Origin of the sequence: Pseudomonas sp. F(2018) (assembly GCF_005508865.1) — a bacterium.
In the GTDB taxonomy this organism is placed as follows: domain Bacteria; phylum Pseudomonadota; class Gammaproteobacteria; order Pseudomonadales; family Pseudomonadaceae; genus Aquipseudomonas.
Genome location: NZ_SCOM01000001.1, coordinates 1,220,917 through 1,236,447 on the forward strand (window position 1 = coordinate 1,220,917; position 15,531 = coordinate 1,236,447).

General features: G+C 63.8%; 20 protein-coding genes. All 20 read right to left on the reverse strand.

Annotated elements, in window-relative coordinates; translation table 11 throughout:
* Window positions 1–2 precede the first annotated feature (2 nt).
* The gene (locus FFS62_RS05895) at window positions 3–596 is read right to left on the reverse strand and encodes a YmfQ family protein (RefSeq protein WP_137971856.1); all 594 of its coding nucleotides are present in this window, start codon (window positions 594–596) and stop codon (window positions 3–5) included.
* Window positions 593–1,654, reverse strand: a complete 1,062-nt coding sequence (locus FFS62_RS05900; RefSeq protein ID WP_137971857.1) for a baseplate J/gp47 family protein — start codon at window positions 1,652–1,654, stop codon at window positions 593–595. The genes FFS62_RS05895 and FFS62_RS05900 overlap by 4 nt, the downstream gene beginning before the upstream one ends.
* The gene (locus tag FFS62_RS05905) at window positions 1,644–2,099 is read right to left on the reverse strand and encodes a phage GP46 family protein (RefSeq protein WP_137971858.1); all 456 of its coding nucleotides are present in this window, start codon (window positions 2,097–2,099) and stop codon (window positions 1,644–1,646) included. Before FFS62_RS05905 ends, FFS62_RS05900 begins: the two co-directional genes overlap by 11 nt.
* A complete protein-coding gene (locus FFS62_RS05910) occupies window positions 2,099–2,647 on the reverse strand; it encodes a phage baseplate assembly protein V (protein WP_137971859.1) in 549 nt (182 codons plus the stop codon). The genes FFS62_RS05905 and FFS62_RS05910 overlap by 1 nt, the downstream gene beginning before the upstream one ends.
* The gene (locus tag FFS62_RS05915) at window positions 2,634–3,674 is read right to left on the reverse strand and encodes a phage baseplate assembly protein (protein WP_137971860.1); all 1,041 of its coding nucleotides are present in this window, start codon (window positions 3,672–3,674) and stop codon (window positions 2,634–2,636) included. The genes FFS62_RS05910 and FFS62_RS05915 overlap by 14 nt, the downstream gene beginning before the upstream one ends.
* Window positions 3,667–4,893: a DNA circularization protein gene (locus FFS62_RS05920; protein ID WP_137971861.1), complete on the reverse strand. Its 1,227-nt coding sequence runs from the start codon at window positions 4,891–4,893 to the stop codon at window positions 3,667–3,669. Before FFS62_RS05920 ends, FFS62_RS05915 begins: the two co-directional genes overlap by 8 nt.
* A complete protein-coding gene (locus FFS62_RS05925) occupies window positions 4,893–6,737 on the reverse strand; it encodes a phage tail tape measure protein (RefSeq protein ID WP_171016272.1) in 1,845 nt (614 codons plus the stop codon). The genes FFS62_RS05920 and FFS62_RS05925 overlap by 1 nt, the downstream gene beginning before the upstream one ends.
* 94 nt (window positions 6,738–6,831) lie before the next feature.
* Window positions 6,832–7,176 (reverse strand): hypothetical protein, encoded by a 345-nt coding sequence (locus FFS62_RS05930; RefSeq protein WP_137971863.1) that lies wholly within the window; start codon window positions 7,174–7,176, stop codon window positions 6,832–6,834.
* 9 nt (window positions 7,177–7,185) lie between these two features.
* A complete protein-coding gene (locus FFS62_RS05935; protein WP_137971864.1) occupies window positions 7,186–7,530 on the reverse strand; it encodes a phage tail tube protein in 345 nt (114 codons plus the stop codon).
* Between the two features lie 9 nt (window positions 7,531–7,539).
* The gene (locus tag FFS62_RS05940) at window positions 7,540–9,012 is read right to left on the reverse strand and encodes a phage tail sheath subtilisin-like domain-containing protein (protein ID WP_137971865.1); all 1,473 of its coding nucleotides are present in this window, start codon (window positions 9,010–9,012) and stop codon (window positions 7,540–7,542) included.
* Between the two features lie 3 nt (window positions 9,013–9,015).
* On the reverse strand, window positions 9,016–9,213 hold the full coding sequence (locus FFS62_RS05945; RefSeq protein WP_137971866.1) for a DUF2635 domain-containing protein: 198 nt from the start codon (window positions 9,211–9,213) through the stop codon (window positions 9,016–9,018).
* Entirely contained in the window at window positions 9,210–9,797 is a 588-nt protein-coding gene (locus tag FFS62_RS05950) for a phage protein Gp37 (protein WP_137971867.1), read from the reverse strand. The genes FFS62_RS05945 and FFS62_RS05950 overlap by 4 nt, the downstream gene beginning before the upstream one ends.
* Window positions 9,797–10,309 carry a phage virion morphogenesis protein gene (locus FFS62_RS05955; RefSeq protein WP_137971868.1) on the reverse strand — a complete coding sequence of 171 codons (513 nt, stop codon included), beginning with the start codon at window positions 10,307–10,309 and terminating at the stop codon, window positions 9,797–9,799. Before FFS62_RS05955 ends, FFS62_RS05950 begins: the two co-directional genes overlap by 1 nt.
* A complete protein-coding gene (locus FFS62_RS05960) occupies window positions 10,309–10,809 on the reverse strand; it encodes a gp436 family protein (RefSeq protein WP_137971869.1) in 501 nt (166 codons plus the stop codon). Before FFS62_RS05960 ends, FFS62_RS05955 begins: the two co-directional genes overlap by 1 nt.
* A complete protein-coding gene (locus FFS62_RS05965; RefSeq protein ID WP_137971870.1) occupies window positions 10,809–11,180 on the reverse strand; it encodes a hypothetical protein in 372 nt (123 codons plus the stop codon). The genes FFS62_RS05960 and FFS62_RS05965 overlap by 1 nt, the downstream gene beginning before the upstream one ends.
* 13 nt (window positions 11,181–11,193) lie before the next feature.
* Window positions 11,194–12,102, reverse strand: coding sequence for a Mu-like prophage major head subunit gpT family protein (locus FFS62_RS05970; protein ID WP_137971871.1), 909 nt, complete (start codon window positions 12,100–12,102; stop codon window positions 11,194–11,196).
* Window positions 12,103–12,129: 27 nt separating this feature from the next.
* Entirely contained in the window at window positions 12,130–12,528 is a 399-nt protein-coding gene (locus FFS62_RS05975; protein ID WP_137971872.1) for a hypothetical protein, read from the reverse strand.
* Between the two features lie 9 nt (window positions 12,529–12,537).
* Window positions 12,538–13,593 carry a phage protease gene (locus tag FFS62_RS05980; protein WP_137971873.1) on the reverse strand — a complete coding sequence of 352 codons (1,056 nt, stop codon included), beginning with the start codon at window positions 13,591–13,593 and terminating at the stop codon, window positions 12,538–12,540.
* A gap of 47 nt (window positions 13,594–13,640) precedes the next feature.
* Complete coding sequence (locus tag FFS62_RS05985; protein WP_137971874.1) at window positions 13,641–14,525, reverse strand: hypothetical protein; 885 nt, start codon at window positions 14,523–14,525, stop codon at window positions 13,641–13,643.
* A gap of 324 nt (window positions 14,526–14,849) precedes the next feature.
* Complete coding sequence (locus FFS62_RS05990) at window positions 14,850–15,527, reverse strand: hypothetical protein (RefSeq protein ID WP_137971875.1); 678 nt, start codon at window positions 15,525–15,527, stop codon at window positions 14,850–14,852.
* Between the last annotated feature and the right edge of the window lie 4 nt (window positions 15,528–15,531).

Sequence of the window (15,531 nt, forward strand, 5' to 3'; positions counted from 1 at the left end):
TGTCAGTTACCTCCGTAGCTGAAGAAAACAATGGAGCCACCCTGGCGCTGGTGGCTGATTACGCATTCCAGATAGGTGTCACCCCAGGCGCGATAGGCCTCGCCATAGGCGCTTAGGCCATGGCGGCGTGGGGTTACCTTCTGCTCTGGCAAGTTCATCTGCCAGGCTTGCTCCCAATCCTCCAGGGCGTAGGGCTCGCCCATGCGGGCGCGGCCGTGGCGGCGGGACCAGTACTCGGTGATGGTGGCGTTGGGGTAGCCGAGAATGGCGGCCAGCGCGATGTAGTACTCGCGGCTTTGGCCCCCCACGGCGAAGACTTTGGCGTTTAGAGCCTGCAGGCGCTCCAGGACGGTCTGGCTACCCTCGACGCTGCAGGCATCAGGCAGGCCGAAGGCTGTCTCCCAGCGCTCCAGCATCTCGTAGGCTTGGCGCGGGTCGGTCTCGCGCCACAGGTCATCACTGCGGCGATGGACACGGGCGAAGCTAGCGCCGATGCCGCGCAGGGTGCGCTGCAGGTTGCTCTCGGGCTCCTGTGTCCAGGCCGGCCCTGGCGGTAGCAGTTGGCTGAGCTGACGGCCATACGCCTCTGCGGTCATGCCCACGTGATACCCCCGAAGACAGCCAGCTTGCCGGTGGTGGTGACGACATTTGCCACTGGCGCCAGCAGCTGGTGATCATGCTCACCAGGTGCGGTGCTTATGGCCTCGCGGATGTGGGTGAGTAGCAGCGTGCCGCCCGGCACAGCCTCACGGCGGTGTAGATCACGCAGCTCGGCTTCAACGGCGGCACGAATGGCAGCGCTGTCGGGGCTGAGCCGAATGTCATAGGTAATCGGCTCAGCCACAGGGGGCAGCACGTAAACGGAGCGACGGCCAGCGGGGCGACGGTTGTCGATGTAGGCCGCAGCCGCCTCCAGCACTGGCGCCGTCGGGATCGGTGTCACTTCGTTATCGCAGACGATCCGTACGGTCACGCTGCCTACGCCTTGCTCGTGCTCGGTAGACCAGGCGCGGGTAACGGACGGGTGAGCTGCCTTGGCCCAGGTAACATAGTCATCCAGGTGGCCGGCCTTAGGCGGGTTGCGCATCCGGTCCTGGACGCGGGCCAGCAGCCCCTGGAGCTGCTCGGTATCAGCGCCGCCTGCAATCCCGGCGGCACCGACTACCAGGTTGGCTTGTACGCCCGGCACTGGGCTGAGCAAGGTCAGCACCGCCCCGGCCGGCAGGTTGCCAGCTGCGCCTGGCTCTTCAGCCTGGACCAGGGCTTCGCCGCCTTCGGCACCGAGCACCAGGTGTTCCTGCAGGATGAAGATGACGCCCGCCTTGGACTGCATCCGGGTGCCGGCATCGAGCGGGGCGCCAAGACTGCCCGTGGCGATTGCCGGGCCTCTGGCATAGGCCGGGTCCAGATACCAAAGGCCGTAGCCACGTGCCCAGCGCTCGACACCCTCGGCATCCGCCTGTTCGTCCGGCAGGAAGTTGCGGGCGCGGTACTCGACGTGGGCGTGCAGGCCCTGCTCGACGCCGGCCTGGGCGTAGGCGATCACTCCCACAGCGGTGCGGCGGGTCGTGGCTGACGTACCGGGCAACCAAGTTTGCATATCGGTGGCCGTCAGCTCGCGGGTCTCCGCGAGACTGGGAATTTCAAAGGCCATTCATTGCCTCCCAGAGGATCTCGAATTGAAAGCTTTCGCGGATGCCGTCGCGGCGGCTGATGGCCACAGCCAGGCCGAGGACGCCACGGCGTGGAACGCTGGGCTGTACGTCGACGCTGGCGGCTATGCCGTCGTCGACCAACCAGGCGAGCGCTTCCTGGGCGTAATCGCGGGCGCGGCGCATGGGCTCGAGTAGCTCTTTCTCGCGGGCGAGTAGCCAGAGCCTGGAGCCCAGCTGGTCGCCAGGCACCTCAGCCCAAGCGTCAGCCCAATAGCCACGGAGGTCGCTGCTGCCATCCGGCAGGATGTCGTCAGCACGGGCACGGCGGTCAGAGAACAGGCTGGCAATGACAGAAGTCTGTAGGCCGTGCTCTATGACCAGATCGCCGTCTTCAAGCACCAGGTCAGCGCCGGTGCCGTCCCACTTGAGCGCGATGTCGCCCATTAGCCCACCTCCGCAATCGGGCGGCCGCTCTGCTGGCCGACGGCTGGCTGGGTGTCGTTGTGCGGGTGGGTCTTCAGGCTGACGCCGGAACCGATCACGTCGCCCTGGGCGACGATGCGGCCGGTGGTGGTGATCTCCGGGGTGTCGTAGTGGACCCCCGTGCCCGCCTTGACTATGAGGGTCATGGTCTCGACCTCGATCACGCGGCCGCGCTTGAGGTGAATCTTGTCCTCCTCGTCGGTGTAGAGCGCTACCTCGCCGCCCTCCAGGCCGACCAGCCTGTAGCGGCGGTCGGCGCAAGAGATGACTACGCTGTGCGCGCGGTGACCGCCGGCAGCAAGTACCAGCGCTTCGGCGCCCGGATGTGGAACAACTGTCAGGCCGTAGCCCTGCCAGTGTTCGATGTCATCCATGGCCTCGTCCTTGAGGATGCCGATCTGCAGCGTCTGCATCTTGGCTGCGTCGTTGACCAGGGTGACCACGGCGCGGGCGACGATATGGGCCAACCCTCGGCGCAATGGATTCAGGAGGCGATCAATACCCGCCATCGGTGGCCTCCTGCTCCGGAATGGCGAGCACCTCGAAGGCCTCGCGCGGCATGACGGTGGGCGCCACTCGCTCTCCTTGCTCGTCCAGGATGTAGTTCATGTCGGTGATCAGCCGCTCAGCGCCGTGCAGGTAGCTGTACTCGTCGAACACCGTAGTCAGCGTGTTATGCCGCCACAGCTCGCCATTACTCTGGCGGTGACCGATCAGGGTGTAGTCGATGGCTTGCGAGCGCCCCCAGCGCACGTTGCGCTCCCAGGTGACGCGCTGGCGAGCGGCGGCCGGGTCCAGCGGGCCGTCGGCGATCAGGGTTAGCGGGCGATAGCGCTTGACGCGCTTGTCCTCTGCCTTGGCCAGCACAGCGGCGGCCTGCTCGCCATACCAGTCATCACTACCCTGGCCCTGGCCTTTGAGGGTGTAGTGGCTGAAAACATCGGTCAGGTCGCGATTTGGGGCGCCTGTGCTGATGTTGCCACCGAGCACCAGGTCGTCATGGGCACGCGATTGGCCGGCGCGGGTGATGATCAAGTTGCCTCTGCCATCGGTAATCAGCAGCACGCCACGGATGCGGGCGGCCTGGTCGAGCATCTCGAACACGGTCTCGCCATCGTTGGGCTTGAGGCTGCGGAAAGGCGCATTCGCCCCGGCCAGGTCGATGACACGTATGTCAAATGGCGCGCAAAGCTCGCGGGCCACGTCGGCCAGGCCGCGCCCGATCCATTGGGTGGCAGGCGCCGAGCAGTCGACCAGGTCGGCGGTCTTGTCGCGGCCGCTCACAGTCAGGCTATGGTCATGGCTGTTATAGGTGGGGCCGACGCGGTCGACGTATCCAGTAATCAGCACCTCGCCGTCATAGTGCAGTGTGCACGGCGCCCCTTCGGGGATCTCGCGGCGCACGGACTGGCCCGACCAGCGCTCCGTCAGGGTCAGATCAAAGCGCCCGGCTAGCTGCTGCATGCCCAGGTTGATGCGGTAGCCTTTCCAGCCGCCCCAGTCCTTGCCGTCGACGATCAGCATGACTTCAGCCATTGCGCAGCACCTCCAGCGGCTGACCACCAACCACGAAGCCGGGATGAGTCAGCCGGTTGCGGATGGTGATGTCCTGAGCTTCGCGCGCATCGCCGTAGAGCTTGTGGGCGATCAGCAGTGCCGGCATGGTGGACTGGGGCGTGTAGCTACCCAGCGGCGCTAGGTCAGCCGCGCTGCGCTGCAGCTCGACCACCAGGCTGGAGCTAAGCCCGGCCAGCGCGCGGTAGCGCTGAGCAGCGGCTACTAACTGCTGGCGCTCCAGCTCGGCGACGACCTGGTCGCGCACCTGGATGGCTTGGTCGCGATTGTCGTAGGTCATGCCGGGTAGCGGCCGGGCGTTGGCATCAAGCGGCCGGCCGGTGGCGAGACGCACGGCCTCGGCGGCGGCGGCGCGCTCAATCAGGCGATAGACGGCTGCCTGGTTGGCGACTTGCTGGGCGCGGGCCTTGGTCACGTAGCCGCCGCTGCGAACAGGCTTGGCTTTGCTGCCCAGGTTGAACAGCGAGGCCTGGGCACGGAAGGCGGCGAACGGATCGGAGGTCGATGTCATGCCACGAATCAGGCCGATGATGTTGCCGGCCAGGTTGCCCGGCGACAGGAGCAACTGCTGGAAGCTGCCAGTCAGGCGGCCTACCAGCGAACCGAAGCCCGAGGCGCCAGAGAGCATGCCGCCTGCGCTACCGATGTAGCCCGTGGCTTCCTGCAATACGTCCACCGCCTCTTCGGCGACGAAGCTTGCGTAACCAGCCACGGCCCACACTTCCTGGAACTCGCTGACAGCCTCTTCCTGGACCAGGTCAGCGGCCGCGTTGGCCTGGGCGCCCTGCAGCGGCTTGTTGTCAGGACGCGGTTCCTCACCGGACTCAACAAAGGTCTGGCTGATGGTGGCTCGGCCACCCTCGGCGGTGCTTTCCTCGCAGCTGTAACCGTCTAGGACTGCAACCTGCATCTCGCCGTAGTACGGGTGTACGAGGGTGCCGGGGCCTTTGGCCTCCAGCGCCTCGATCAGTTGATCACGGCGCGCCATGTAGTCGGCGCCGATCACCACCATCAGCAGGGTGAACTTACGGGCGGAGCGGCCCATGTCCTGGGTGCTGGGCTTATCGCGCAGCGGGTATTCGTCCAGGACGGTGCGGCGCCCGCCCGTGCGGGAGCTGGTACGCAGGTTGAACGGCACGCCACGGAAGGAGCCAGGCCGATATTCGTCGCGCCAGGCCATCAGCGACCTACCCCGGTGCGGCCGGTAGTTGCAGCCAGCTCGATGCCGTTGTCGCTATGCAGCTGCGTGACCTTGGTCGGCAGCGGGCTCACGACTTCGACGGTGACCTTTCCGCCTACCTCAACCGGTGCAGCCTTGGTGCCGATGATGGCCTCAGTGAGTTGCTGGCTGAGCGATGCCGTGGCGGCGGCCAGCGGGTTGGCGACCCAAGCGCTGCCCTTGGCCAGCGTGCTGGTGGCTTCCAGGCGCTCGTCACGTTCGCCGTTGAGCATGGCGTACAGCAGGCTGCCGAGGCTGGTTTCCTCGCCATGCAACTTGCTGAGGCCTGCATCAATGCCGGCATTAGCGACAGTGCCCACGCCATAGCCAGCAGCGCCTGCGCCGGCAACGGCGAGCGCGGGCAGCCCAAAGCGGCTAGCACCCGCTAGCAGCTTACCGCCATTGCCTTTGCCGGCGATTGCATCCACGGGGCTCAAGCCGCCAAGACTGTCGGGCATGTTGACGACATACACGGGGGTGACGCCGGCCGCCTCTTCCAGGGCCTTGCCGGTGGCAACACCTGCAGCAGTGCCGCCCAGCTTGCCGGCCAGGCCTTTGATGGCCTTACCGCCATAACGGGCCGCCCCGAACAGGCCAAGTGCGGCCGCAGCGCTACCGCCGATGATCTCGGTGCCGCTCAGGTCGAGGCCGCCATTCTGCTTGCTGTCCAGGCTCCACTTGATCAGGCCGGACAGAGTGTCGTTGATTGGCTGGGCGAAGCCATCGGCAGCCTCGCGGAGAGCGCCCTTCAGACGGCCGGTCTGGTCGACCGCGTTGCCGATGGCCTCGGGCAAATCTCTGGCAATGGTGCCGCTGGCGCCGCTGACTTGGGTGAACACTTCGTCAAGTTTGTTGAGGGAATCACCGTCCAAGAGCGCCTTAAGGCCTCGTTGCGTGTCCAGGTCGGTATTGCCGAACGCCTTGGAGATGAACTTGAAGCGGTCTTGGTCGCTGCCCAGCTTGGAGTACTTGCCCTGAATCTCCTGGATTACGCCCAGCGCATCGCGGCGGCTGCCTTCGGAGTCAAAGAACTTGATGCCGGTAGCCTTCTGCGCGTCGCGCATGTACTTGCTGTTGGTGAAGACGCGCAAGGTGCTATCGGTCAGAGTGGCCAGGCGCTCGGCGTTGGGCTCCACCAGAGAGAGCGTTTCCACTAGGGCCAGGGTTTGCTCAAGGCTGAGGTTGGATGATCTGGCGCTACCGCCAACACGGGCGAAGATGTCCGGTAGGTTCTCCAGCTCGGCATTACCAGCCCGGCCTGCTACCACCATCTTGTCTAGGAGCAGGCGGGCCTGCTCGGTCTGGCTCAGGTCGATATCGAACTGCTTGCTGGCCACACCCATGGCTTTGGCCAAGGCGTCGGCGTTGGTCTTGGCCACGGCCAGGGTCTGGGCCATGGGGTCAACCGTGGCGGTTGCCTCGGCCATGCTCAAGCCGCCCGCAATCAGCGCATCCACGCCGGCCTTCAGTTCGTCGGCGCCCTGTCCAGTGGCGATCTGCGCCCCCATCAGCTCGCGGCGCAGGCGGCTGGCTTGGTCAGCCGTGGCCCCTGCAGTCAACTGCAGCTGCTTGAGGTCCTTGTCGAGCCGGGCTGACTGCACGCCCAAAGCGACCGCAGAAACACCGATTCCCAGCTGGGCCAGCTTGCCCTCGACCGAGCCCATGAAGTGGCCCAGCTGCTGCAGCTCCTGCTTGGCCGCTCGGCCAAACTTGCGCACGCCACCTTCGCCCTTTGCCAGCCCACTCATAAGGCGGGCCGGGTCAGCGCTCAGGCGTAGAGCCAGATCGAGGTTGCTGGAATTCATGGTTTCGTCTTGATCAGGTTGGCCAGGTAGTGATCGAACTCGTAGCGCGGCAGCGCGAGGATGGTCTCTCGAGACCATCCATGCTTAATGGCTATCAGCTGGATTGCGTCGTAGTGCTGCCGGAAGCGTTCGGCTCGGCGTTTCCCAGCGCGTCCAGCTTGATCTGTGCGCCGCGAAGGGCCAGGAAGTCGCCGCGCTTCTTGATCATCTCCACGGTGAAGGGACCGCCATACTCGCGACCCTCGCCGTCGTCGACCTTGATCAGTTGGCGCACGGCGAGCTGGGCGTTGTAGTGGATGGCATTGCCTGCGCCGCCCGAGTCGGCCTCGGCCTCGATCATGTCGGCCAGCTCGGCCTCGCGCATGTGGAAGTGGCGGTAGGTGATTCCAGCGATGACGATGCCTTTCGGCAGGGTGCCTTGGGTTTTCAGCAATTCCATGTTGGCTCCTTACAGCTGCACAGCGGGCTTGCCGCTGAATTTGAGGGCTACGTCAGCGCCCACGGTGAGGGTGTCCACGGTGAAAGCTTCAGCGACGACCCAGCTCATGCCGGTGTCGGACTGGAACACAACATTCGCTCCGGTCAGGTTGCGAAGATCCTCGACAGCCAGGCCCTGCTTGAGCGGAACCACACAGTTCAGCTCAGGTGCCACGGTGGCCTCGGTGTAGCCAACGGTGCCGTCATCCAACGGGTCGGGAGTACGGCCGGTGCCGCCCAGGTTGAGGGTGGCGCCCGGCTTGGATTGCAGGCGCTGGCCGTTGTAGCTGATGGTCGCGCGGCCGTGATGTTGCATAGGGCCTCCTTACAGGCGGTACTGCACGGCGGCAGCGAAGATGTCGAACTGGTTGACCAGGTTCGGCGGCATCACGGCGTTCATGCGATTGGGGTTCTGGTTGGAGCGCTTGACCAGCAGATCGCGCTTGAAGCCCGCGATGTCCGCGATCAGCCCATCCTCTTCGTGCAGCTTCACGGCCTCGGCGACCAGGGTGGCGCGCACCGTGGTTTCGGTCGCGTAGGCCTGACCCGGCACCGCCTTGTCTCCCAGCTTGTGTCGCGGGTAGTCGCGTGCAATCGCTGAGTTCATACGGAAGCGGACGAAATCGACGGTCCACTTAGTCTCCAGGCGCAACAGGCTGATGTCGGGCAGGCCGAAGCTGTTGGTCTGATAGTTGGTGATGATCGTCTCGATCAGCACCTGGCCTCCCTGGTCGACGGTGAAAGTGCTGATGCCGTCGTACAGCAACAGGTTGCGCTCGGAGCGCATGAAGCGGAGCTTCTCCGCGGGCGGCAGCACGCCTGGCAGCACCAGACTGCGGAATGGGCGGGCCGGGTCGTTGGCACCAGAGAACTCGGCGACGGTCGCCCAGACCGATGCCACTACCCAAGGCGCAGTCGGTACACCGTGAAGTCCGAGAGTGCTGCAGTGTGGCGAGTTGCGGCTGCTGCCCCATGTGGTCAGCTGGGCATGGTTGCCGGTCTTGGCGTTGAAGACATGGCCGGTCAGGGTATCCATCGGGCCGAAGCGGTCCACCATCTCCGCCTCCAGGGCGGCCAGGTTGGCGCCGTCCAGGTACGGACAGACGATGCTGTAGTACTGCTTGCCAGCGATGGCATCGAGCACCGGCTGTACTTCCGGATTTGCAGTGCCGCTGGCCATGGCAGTGATAGCCACAGTCAGGCCGGCTGGGGTCTGCTCGCCGTCGTAATAATTGAGGCGCAGATCGAGGTCGTTGCCGGTCTCGCCCTTCCAGCGGCAGGTCAACGTCACCTCGCCGGCCGTTGCGGCAGCAGTGACCGGTAGGCCGGAGGTGGCGTTGATGGTCGCGGCCAGACGGCTAGCCAGAGTGGCAACCGGCTCGGCAGCCGCCACACCGATACGCACACGATTGCCACCAATGTAGAGGCACAGGGTGCCACTGGCAGTTGGTGCGCCGCCGAGGGTGACCTTGCCGGTCGCCGCTTGGCCGTCGCCGTCGTCATCCAGAGCGATCGCCCACAGGTCGACGTACTCGTTTGCCTCACGGGCAGCGGCGGCCATGGTGTGGAGCATGGAGCCATGGCCAAAGGCGTCGGCGGCCTGGTCGCCAGCCTGGCTACCCAGGCGAATCGTGTTCAGGGCTGCGACCTTGCCAGTGGCCAGGCGTTGGCCGACCAGGAGCAGGCGGCGCTCCATGACGGCGCCGCCGCCATTGGCCTTGCTCGGATCGATCTCGATGTAGATGCCCGGCACCCGGATGTTGTCCGGGACTTCGTTGAAGCTGACGTTCTCGGCCATGGGTTACTCCTTGCCTTCCGGCTTCGGCGGTTTTGCCGGCTTCGGCGGCTGGCCTTTCTGGACGGACTCGTCCGCCAGCTGGCGGCGCCAGTAGCTGTCGAGCACTACGTAGTCACCTTCCGGCGGCAGATAGCCGCCTTGTGGGTGGCGCACCTTGAGGCCCTCGGCGGGCACCAGGTACTCGGGCTTGGGTTGAGTCATCGCTCCTCCTGAGGGTTGATACTGGATTGCAGGTCAGGCGCCGGGGCGTCGTGGTTCTGGTTGAGCCAGCGCTGATGCTCATCTTGGGTTAGCGGGTCCAGGTCGAAGTCGGCGTGGAACTCCAGGAAGTCGCCCAGGTTCTGCTGCTCGGGCTCGGGGGTGTCGCAGTTGCACTGAACGGCCAGCAGGGACACGTACAGCCCCTTGTCGCGCAGTGCGTTGTCCTGCTGGAACTGGTAGCTGGTCACCTGCCAGCTGCCGCCGTCGGTAATGCCGCCGTGCAGGTACGCCACGCCGGCCTCGACCATCTCGTAAAGGCCGATGGTGGACTTGCTACCGTGACGGGCCTCCAAGTGGCCTTTTGCGTTGCGGGCGACCATGACCACCACAAAGCGCGGGGTGGCCATCAGGTCCGACAAGGTGCCGTCCATGGCGACGACGTAGGCTGCCGGGGCGTCCACGCCCCAGCGGTTGAGGACGTCCTTGTCTGGCACGTCCGGCAGGCTATCTACGGTCTTTAACCTCCGGCCTAGCGGACTCTCCTTGATCAGTTGCGCCAGCTGGTTTTCGAGGTCGCCGAGCATCAGGCACCCCCAGCCGCTGAGCGGCGGATCAGCTGAGTGATGTGGTCGGCGGCCATGTCGAGGATCTCGCTGCTGTCCTCGGCCGAGAGCCCCAGGAACGCACGCGCCTCGATCTTCACCTGGCGCTTGGAGACCCAGCCGAAGCCGGGAATGGCGAAGCGCAGGTACTGGCCGGCCTTGGTCGCGATGGTGGCGCCGAACTGGTGGACAGCCGCATAAATGCGGTTGGTGCCCCACTCGGCGGCCTCGCTGTCGGCCTGGCTGGTGATCGAGTCACCCAGGTGGCCATCCTTGGTCAGCGTCTTACCGCCGTTGTGCAGGGCGCGCAGGCTTGGCTTCCAGCGCTGGCCATCCGGGTCGGTCTGGGTGCTGAAGCGTTCGCGGGTGCTGTTCTCGCCATAGAAGGCGATCTGCTGCAGCAGCGGCTGCGGGTTGGCGCCCAGGCGGCGGATGCTGGTAAACACTCGCTGCACTGCCACCAGGTTGGAGTCCATGCGGATACTGACGGCCATCAGATGAACCCCTTCGAGTTGTCGCGGCTGAATACCAGCGACTCGCTGACCATCTCGGCGCCGGCCGAAGACTGTGCAGTGGCGCCGCTGTCACCTGGGCCGAGCTGCACGTTGCCCCGCGACACGTCGCGCAAGAAGGCTATGGAGTCGTCGTGGTTCTTCTTCACCTGGTCGGTTACCGCGTCGTCATAGAGGAAGTAGCGGGCCAGTTGGCAGGCGATACGCTCCAGGACGTCGGCCGCTTGCACGACAGGCGTCTGGTAGCGACTAGCCAGGTAGCCGTTGATAGTGCTGTCCGCATCGAGCAGGGACCGCTCGATGTTGGCCTGCGCCGCCGCCGCTGCCGCCTGCTCCTCGGAGGAGTAGTCGGAAAGGTCGTCACCGCGCACTGCCTTGGCGAGCAGCAGGCCATCCACCAGGGAGGGCACGCTGTCGTCGGCGCGCTGGGCGATCTCCTCGGCGCTGTAACGCGCGAGCAGCTGGGCGGCGCTGGCGTACATCAGGCGGCACCTCCGGGCGGGGTTTCGGTGGTAGTGGCGCCGTCCACTTTCGCGGGCTCATTGGCACCGGTCTCGGACCCGGCCTGCTGCTGCAGCTGGGCATCGTCCTCGGAGGTGGCCGGAATCTCGCTTTCTTGGACGGCCAGCAGCGGCTCCTCGCGGATTGCCTTGAGCTGCTCGTCGGTCAGGTTCTCCAGCAGCAGACCGTGGCCCTCGCGGGTGAAGACGTGGCCGGCGCGACGGAACACCTCCGGGAGGCTGCGGACATAGATGCCCGGCAGCATGGTCGGCTCTTTGCCGCCATTCGGTTTGGACGCCGGCTTAGCTACCGGCTTGGTTTGCGGCTTGGTGCGAGGTTTCTGAACTGCCATGTCTCAGCCCTCCTTAGGCGCCAGTACCGGTCGAACCGAAGGACAGCTGCCAGAAGCCGTAACCGGCAGCAGCTCGGGCCTCGGCGCCGAACTTGTACTTCTTGAGGTTGAACACGTCCTCGGCCTCGGGGTTGGTCTGGGAGACGAACACCGGCTTCTTACGCGGCTGATAGATGAAGGGCTTGATCGGCTTAGTGGTATCCAGCAGGAACCAGGCAGTGTCCGACTCGATACGTCCGTCCACGACCAGCTCGGCGGTGCCCTTGTAGGGGTTCGGGGTGCCGTCTGCCAGCTTGGCCTCGGTCAGCAGCATGCGACCCATGTCTTCCAGGGCAGGTCCGACCAGGAGGACGTTGGGCGTGATATTGAGAGAGCGGCCTTCGTCGTCCTTGAACTTCTTCATGGCAGTGCGGGCCGCTCCGTAGCTGGCTTTGGCTGCTGCCAGATTGGCGTTGGAGAGCGCGACGGTGCTCTTGTTGCTCACTACGCCGCTGCCCACCGGGTGGTCGGTGTCGAAGTGGTACTGACCGTCGTAGGTCTGCTTGGTGAAGCCGAGGTTGACCGCCTCATACACCAGCTCGTCCGGCAACTGAGCCGACGAGTAGCCGGCCATCTGGGCCTGGGGCTTGTAGATCCCCAGCTGGTCGTCCTCGATGTGGTTGCGGTCGACCTCCACGGTAGCTTCGAAGTCTTCGTTGGCGACCACGTATTTGTAGGCTTCCAGGGCTTTGACGACCTTGGCACCCACCCAGCGGCGCATTTTCGGGAAGAGGCTCAACCAGCTGTAATCGTTCTGGCCGCTGTTGCTCGGCACTTCCATGGCAATCTTCTGCCAGGTGGTGGGCGCAGCGTCGAAGGCGTTGTTGAAGATGGTCTTCAGGCTGATGAAGGCCGCCTGCAGGGATTGCTTATTAATCAGCATTGCGGGTGTTCTCCTTGTGATTCCCGGTTATTCCACCCACACGCCGTCGGCCTCGATGCCGACGATGCGGCCGGCCGGGGAGCGGGTGCCGGTGCCATCAGTCGCCGCGACGGTCTGGTCGTCGACGATGTAGGCGGTTTTCATGAGGTGGGCCTGGTTAATGGAGCCATCGTTGACCCACTTGAAGGCCTGCAGACGACGCACCGGCACCGACTTGGCGCCGTTGGCGCCCCCGGTGTTGTCCACGGTCTCCTCGGCGCGGCCTACATAGGTCAGGTTGGTTGCGGTGCCGCCTGGCACGCCCCAGCCGCTGGCATTGACTACGGTGAGGCCGCCGGCAAAGACCTTGGCGTTAGCGGCCAGGGCGACCGAAAGGATGGTTGCGATCTGCTGGGCGGTATTGCGGTCACGAACGAGCGCGGTCATGGGGGCTCCTTATGCCTTGAGCGTTGCCAGGTAGTCTTTCGGGTCGACGCCCAGTTGGCGGCAGACGGCTGTGGCCTCGTCGTCCAGCTGCTCGACGGAGGTCGGCACAGGCACGCGGCCATCGGTCTGCTGGCGCTTGAGCGCAGCGATCACTGGGGTGTCGGCCAGATAGGTCTTGAGGGCGGCGACATCCTTGCCCCCCAGGTCGCGGGCCCACTTCTCCTGGGCAGGCAGCAGGCGACCGTCAGACAGACCGGCCTGAACCAGTTCCTCCACGTCACGGCCTATCTGGTCGGACTTGAGCGCGACCAGGTCCTTCTTCAGTTCTTCAACCACCGACAGCGGCGCGAACTGAGCCGGGTCGGGGTTGGCCTTCGCGGCAGCCAGCTGGGACTGAAGCTCAGGCAGCTTGTCGGAATTGCCCTTGACCGTGTTCAGGGCGGTTTGGATGTCCTCGTCACTGGCGTCCGACGCCAGGCCGAGCAGAGCGATCAGTTGTTCGCGGTTCACACTGTGGTTCTCCTCTGCGGATGGGGCGGCCGGGTCGGCCAGTTGAAAGCGGGCAGCCGCCAGCGCCGGCAGGGAATCCATGCCGTCTAGCGCTGGGTCATTGGTTATGGCGACGTGCCGCAGCTCCAGGACGGCGCCAGTGCGGGTGTCGTAGGTGAAGACGGGGGACAGGTAGCGGTATTCGCGGGCCTTAATGAAGGCGGCGCCTTTCTCTGTCCACTGGGGGGCGGTAGCGAACAGGCCCTGGCCTTCGCGCCATTCCAGGTCGATTCCCTTGATCCAGCCAGCAGCAGGCGCAGGCTGGCCATTCCTTTCGCTGTTGAGGGTCTGGTGCTCGTAGTCAACGACGAAGTCAGTGATGCGGGCCGCAGCCTTGGCCAGCACGCGGGCCGCGATATCGGCATTGATGAGCCAGTGACCGGCCTCGACGTCAGCCGGGCGACCGTCGCGGGCCTTGAAGGCCCCAGCCGGGAACAGCTGGATAGCCGCGCCTTCGGCCTGCAGCTCGAAGGTGCAGGCGGCGAAGGCAGTATGGAGGGGGGCTTGTTTGCTCATGCCGCCATGTTCGGCGGCTAGAGCGGGCTATTGCAGATTGAAGGGGTTCAGTAGCTAAGCAGTGTCGGAACAAGCTCCACTATGGTGCCATGGTCTGGAAAGCGAAGAAGATAGTGTCCTTCCTCGCCAAACCGGAGCCGCGCCTCCACGGTACCAGGCAGGTGTGAAAGACCAGCTGCTTCGAGGATCGTCTCCTGATGCCTCAGGCAATCAGATTGCAGGGCCCGAATCTCTTCCCGCCATTTATCTGCCTGTATCGTCGCCTGAATGTCCGTTCCAGCACGGCTCATAATCCCACCTGGCGGAGCATAGACAGTGCCATCGCTGACTTTCGTGTAAGGATTGAATTTGATCGCACGAGCACGGGCACGCTGCTCTTCGGTAAGGTCGTTCGCTGAACTGCTGTTCATACGGAATCTGGCAATTGCGCCAGGCCAGTTCCGGTGAAGGGTCTCGATCAGTTCGCTTTTTGTCCACGGCGCGGGTGTATGGGCAAAGATGCCGATGGCATAGAACGTGTCTTCGGTCACGTAAGCCAATACCAGTGGCCTAGTCCGCTCTACCAAGTCAGCGTTCTTGTGGTCAGGCTTAATCCCGAGGTGAAAGTGGTGAATACCCCAATCGTTCAGCAACCCATCTAGGTTGCTAAGCAGTTGATGCCCGCCGCTTAAGTGCGGACGCAGATCGATTCCCGCCTTAACCTTTCCGGCAAGATTGTTCCAGCCGGCATCGAGCTCTGGCGGCACGGTGAAAACATCAGACAGCTCTACTGCACGTGCGTGTGCTGGTATGGCTCTACGAAATGAGTCAAAAAAACTGACCGGAACGTCTCTGTCATCAATCTGGTCGACTGGGTCTCCCCACACAGTTTTCATTTCTGTACGAAGCGCTTTTATCCAGTCCGCCTCAAAATTTAGCTTCAACGTTGCCATCCATGTGCTCCTTATAGGCGTAAAGCGCGTTAGACCGGCGTTAGATTGCGAGAAAGCAAGAAATTCAGGCCACCGGCACTCCTAAGTGCTAGCAGCCCATTTATAGCAGCTCTAAGGGACATGCGAAGATCCAGTCCACCGCAGCCGACGGGCACCAGTTCATAGGCGACCAACCACCTGAAACACCGTCTGAATGGCTGTGCTATCTTGCCTGCAAGGCAGACGTGACACGGTGATATTCTCCCGGCCGTACCACGCAGCTTGCTGCGGAGGGCTATGTGGGGTTCCTGGCTTCGGCCAGACTGGGAGGCCCCACCGCCTGCCTTACTTCACGATCCCCACCACTGCCATAACCGCCGCTATCACAACCAACTGCCATGGCGTGAGCACATGGTGGAAGTTATCTAGGTAGCCCCGACGGTTGCGTACTTCTAGAAAGCGCCAGAGTCGCACCTTGGCTTTTTCCAGGCGGCTTGGGTCCAACAGCAAGCTTTCAACTCGGTTGAAGACCAAAAAGCGGGCTATCTGTTTTTCTACCCAGCGCCTTGTCAGATCGTCAGTGTTGTACGTGTAGTCGATCAAAAGCTCTTTACTTTGTTCGCCCCTCGCTTGGTCGCTCTCTAGCTGGGGAGGCTCAAGAAATACTTGAACGACCCCGTCGGCGGAAGAGTGGTGAACTACCAACTGTGCCCCATGCTCGATATCAACAGTCATCCTGGGGCCGCTTTCAGTCTCCTCAATGAACCCGTGACCAGTTGGCTGGAAATGAAAGGACAAAATTACCGCTTCTTGACCCAACAAACGGTCTGATGAGTAACCATCGTCACCCGGCTTCTGCACCGTCATTCCAACGCCGCCATGGCGCGCAAGCTCAGCAAAGTCATCGAATACCGCAGCGACCAGCTCCGCGTGAATTGGCCAGTTTCTTTTTGACCTCTCTATGCGCAGTTTGCTTTTCTGCCTGCTCCTACTCTCACGCTTCCAAATGCGCTCTAAGCCCATCTCC

What these genes read in the sequence shown, in the direction of transcription:
- FFS62_RS05895 (WP_137971856.1), bottom strand. Translation starts at nt 596, where the DNA reads ATGACCGCAGAGGCGTATGGCCGTCAGCTCAGCCAACTGCTACCGCCA.
- FFS62_RS05900 (WP_137971857.1), bottom strand. Translation starts at nt 1,654, where the DNA reads ATGGCCTTTGAAATTCCCAGTCTCGCGGAGACCCGCGAGCTGACGGCC.
- FFS62_RS05905 (WP_137971858.1), bottom strand. Translation starts at nt 2,099, where the DNA reads ATGGGCGACATCGCGCTCAAGTGGGACGGCACCGGCGCTGACCTGGTG.
- FFS62_RS05910 (WP_137971859.1), bottom strand. Translation starts at nt 2,647, where the DNA reads ATGGCGGGTATTGATCGCCTCCTGAATCCATTGCGCCGAGGGTTGGCC.
- FFS62_RS05915 (WP_137971860.1), bottom strand. Translation starts at nt 3,674, where the DNA reads ATGGCTGAAGTCATGCTGATCGTCGACGGCAAGGACTGGGGCGGCTGG.
- FFS62_RS05920 (WP_137971861.1), bottom strand. Translation starts at nt 4,893, where the DNA reads ATGGCCTGGCGCGACGAATATCGGCCTGGCTCCTTCCGTGGCGTGCCG.
- FFS62_RS05925 (WP_171016272.1), bottom strand. Translation starts at nt 6,737, where the DNA reads ATGAATTCCAGCAACCTCGATCTGGCTCTACGCCTGAGCGCTGACCCG.
- FFS62_RS05930 (WP_137971863.1), bottom strand. Translation starts at nt 7,176, where the DNA reads ATGGAATTGCTGAAAACCCAAGGCACCCTGCCGAAAGGCATCGTCATC.
- FFS62_RS05935 (WP_137971864.1), bottom strand. Translation starts at nt 7,530, where the DNA reads ATGCAACATCACGGCCGCGCGACCATCAGCTACAACGGCCAGCGCCTG.
- FFS62_RS05940 (WP_137971865.1), bottom strand. Translation starts at nt 9,012, where the DNA reads ATGGCCGAGAACGTCAGCTTCAACGAAGTCCCGGACAACATCCGGGTG.
- FFS62_RS05945 (WP_137971866.1), bottom strand. Translation starts at nt 9,213, where the DNA reads ATGACTCAACCCAAGCCCGAGTACCTGGTGCCCGCCGAGGGCCTCAAG.
- FFS62_RS05950 (WP_137971867.1), bottom strand. Translation starts at nt 9,797, where the DNA reads ATGCTCGGCGACCTCGAAAACCAGCTGGCGCAACTGATCAAGGAGAGT.
- FFS62_RS05955 (WP_137971868.1), bottom strand. Translation starts at nt 10,309, where the DNA reads ATGGCCGTCAGTATCCGCATGGACTCCAACCTGGTGGCAGTGCAGCGA.
- FFS62_RS05960 (WP_137971869.1), bottom strand. Translation starts at nt 10,809, where the DNA reads ATGTACGCCAGCGCCGCCCAGCTGCTCGCGCGTTACAGCGCCGAGGAG.
- FFS62_RS05965 (WP_137971870.1), bottom strand. Translation starts at nt 11,180, where the DNA reads ATGGCAGTTCAGAAACCTCGCACCAAGCCGCAAACCAAGCCGGTAGCT.
- FFS62_RS05970 (WP_137971871.1), bottom strand. Translation starts at nt 12,102, where the DNA reads ATGCTGATTAATAAGCAATCCCTGCAGGCGGCCTTCATCAGCCTGAAG.
- FFS62_RS05975 (WP_137971872.1), bottom strand. Translation starts at nt 12,528, where the DNA reads ATGACCGCGCTCGTTCGTGACCGCAATACCGCCCAGCAGATCGCAACC.
- FFS62_RS05980 (WP_137971873.1), bottom strand. Translation starts at nt 13,593, where the DNA reads ATGAGCAAACAAGCCCCCCTCCATACTGCCTTCGCCGCCTGCACCTTC.
- FFS62_RS05985 (WP_137971874.1), bottom strand. Translation starts at nt 14,525, where the DNA reads ATGGCAACGTTGAAGCTAAATTTTGAGGCGGACTGGATAAAAGCGCTT.
- FFS62_RS05990 (WP_137971875.1), bottom strand. Translation starts at nt 15,527, where the DNA reads ATGGGCTTAGAGCGCATTTGGAAGCGTGAGAGTAGGAGCAGGCAGAAA.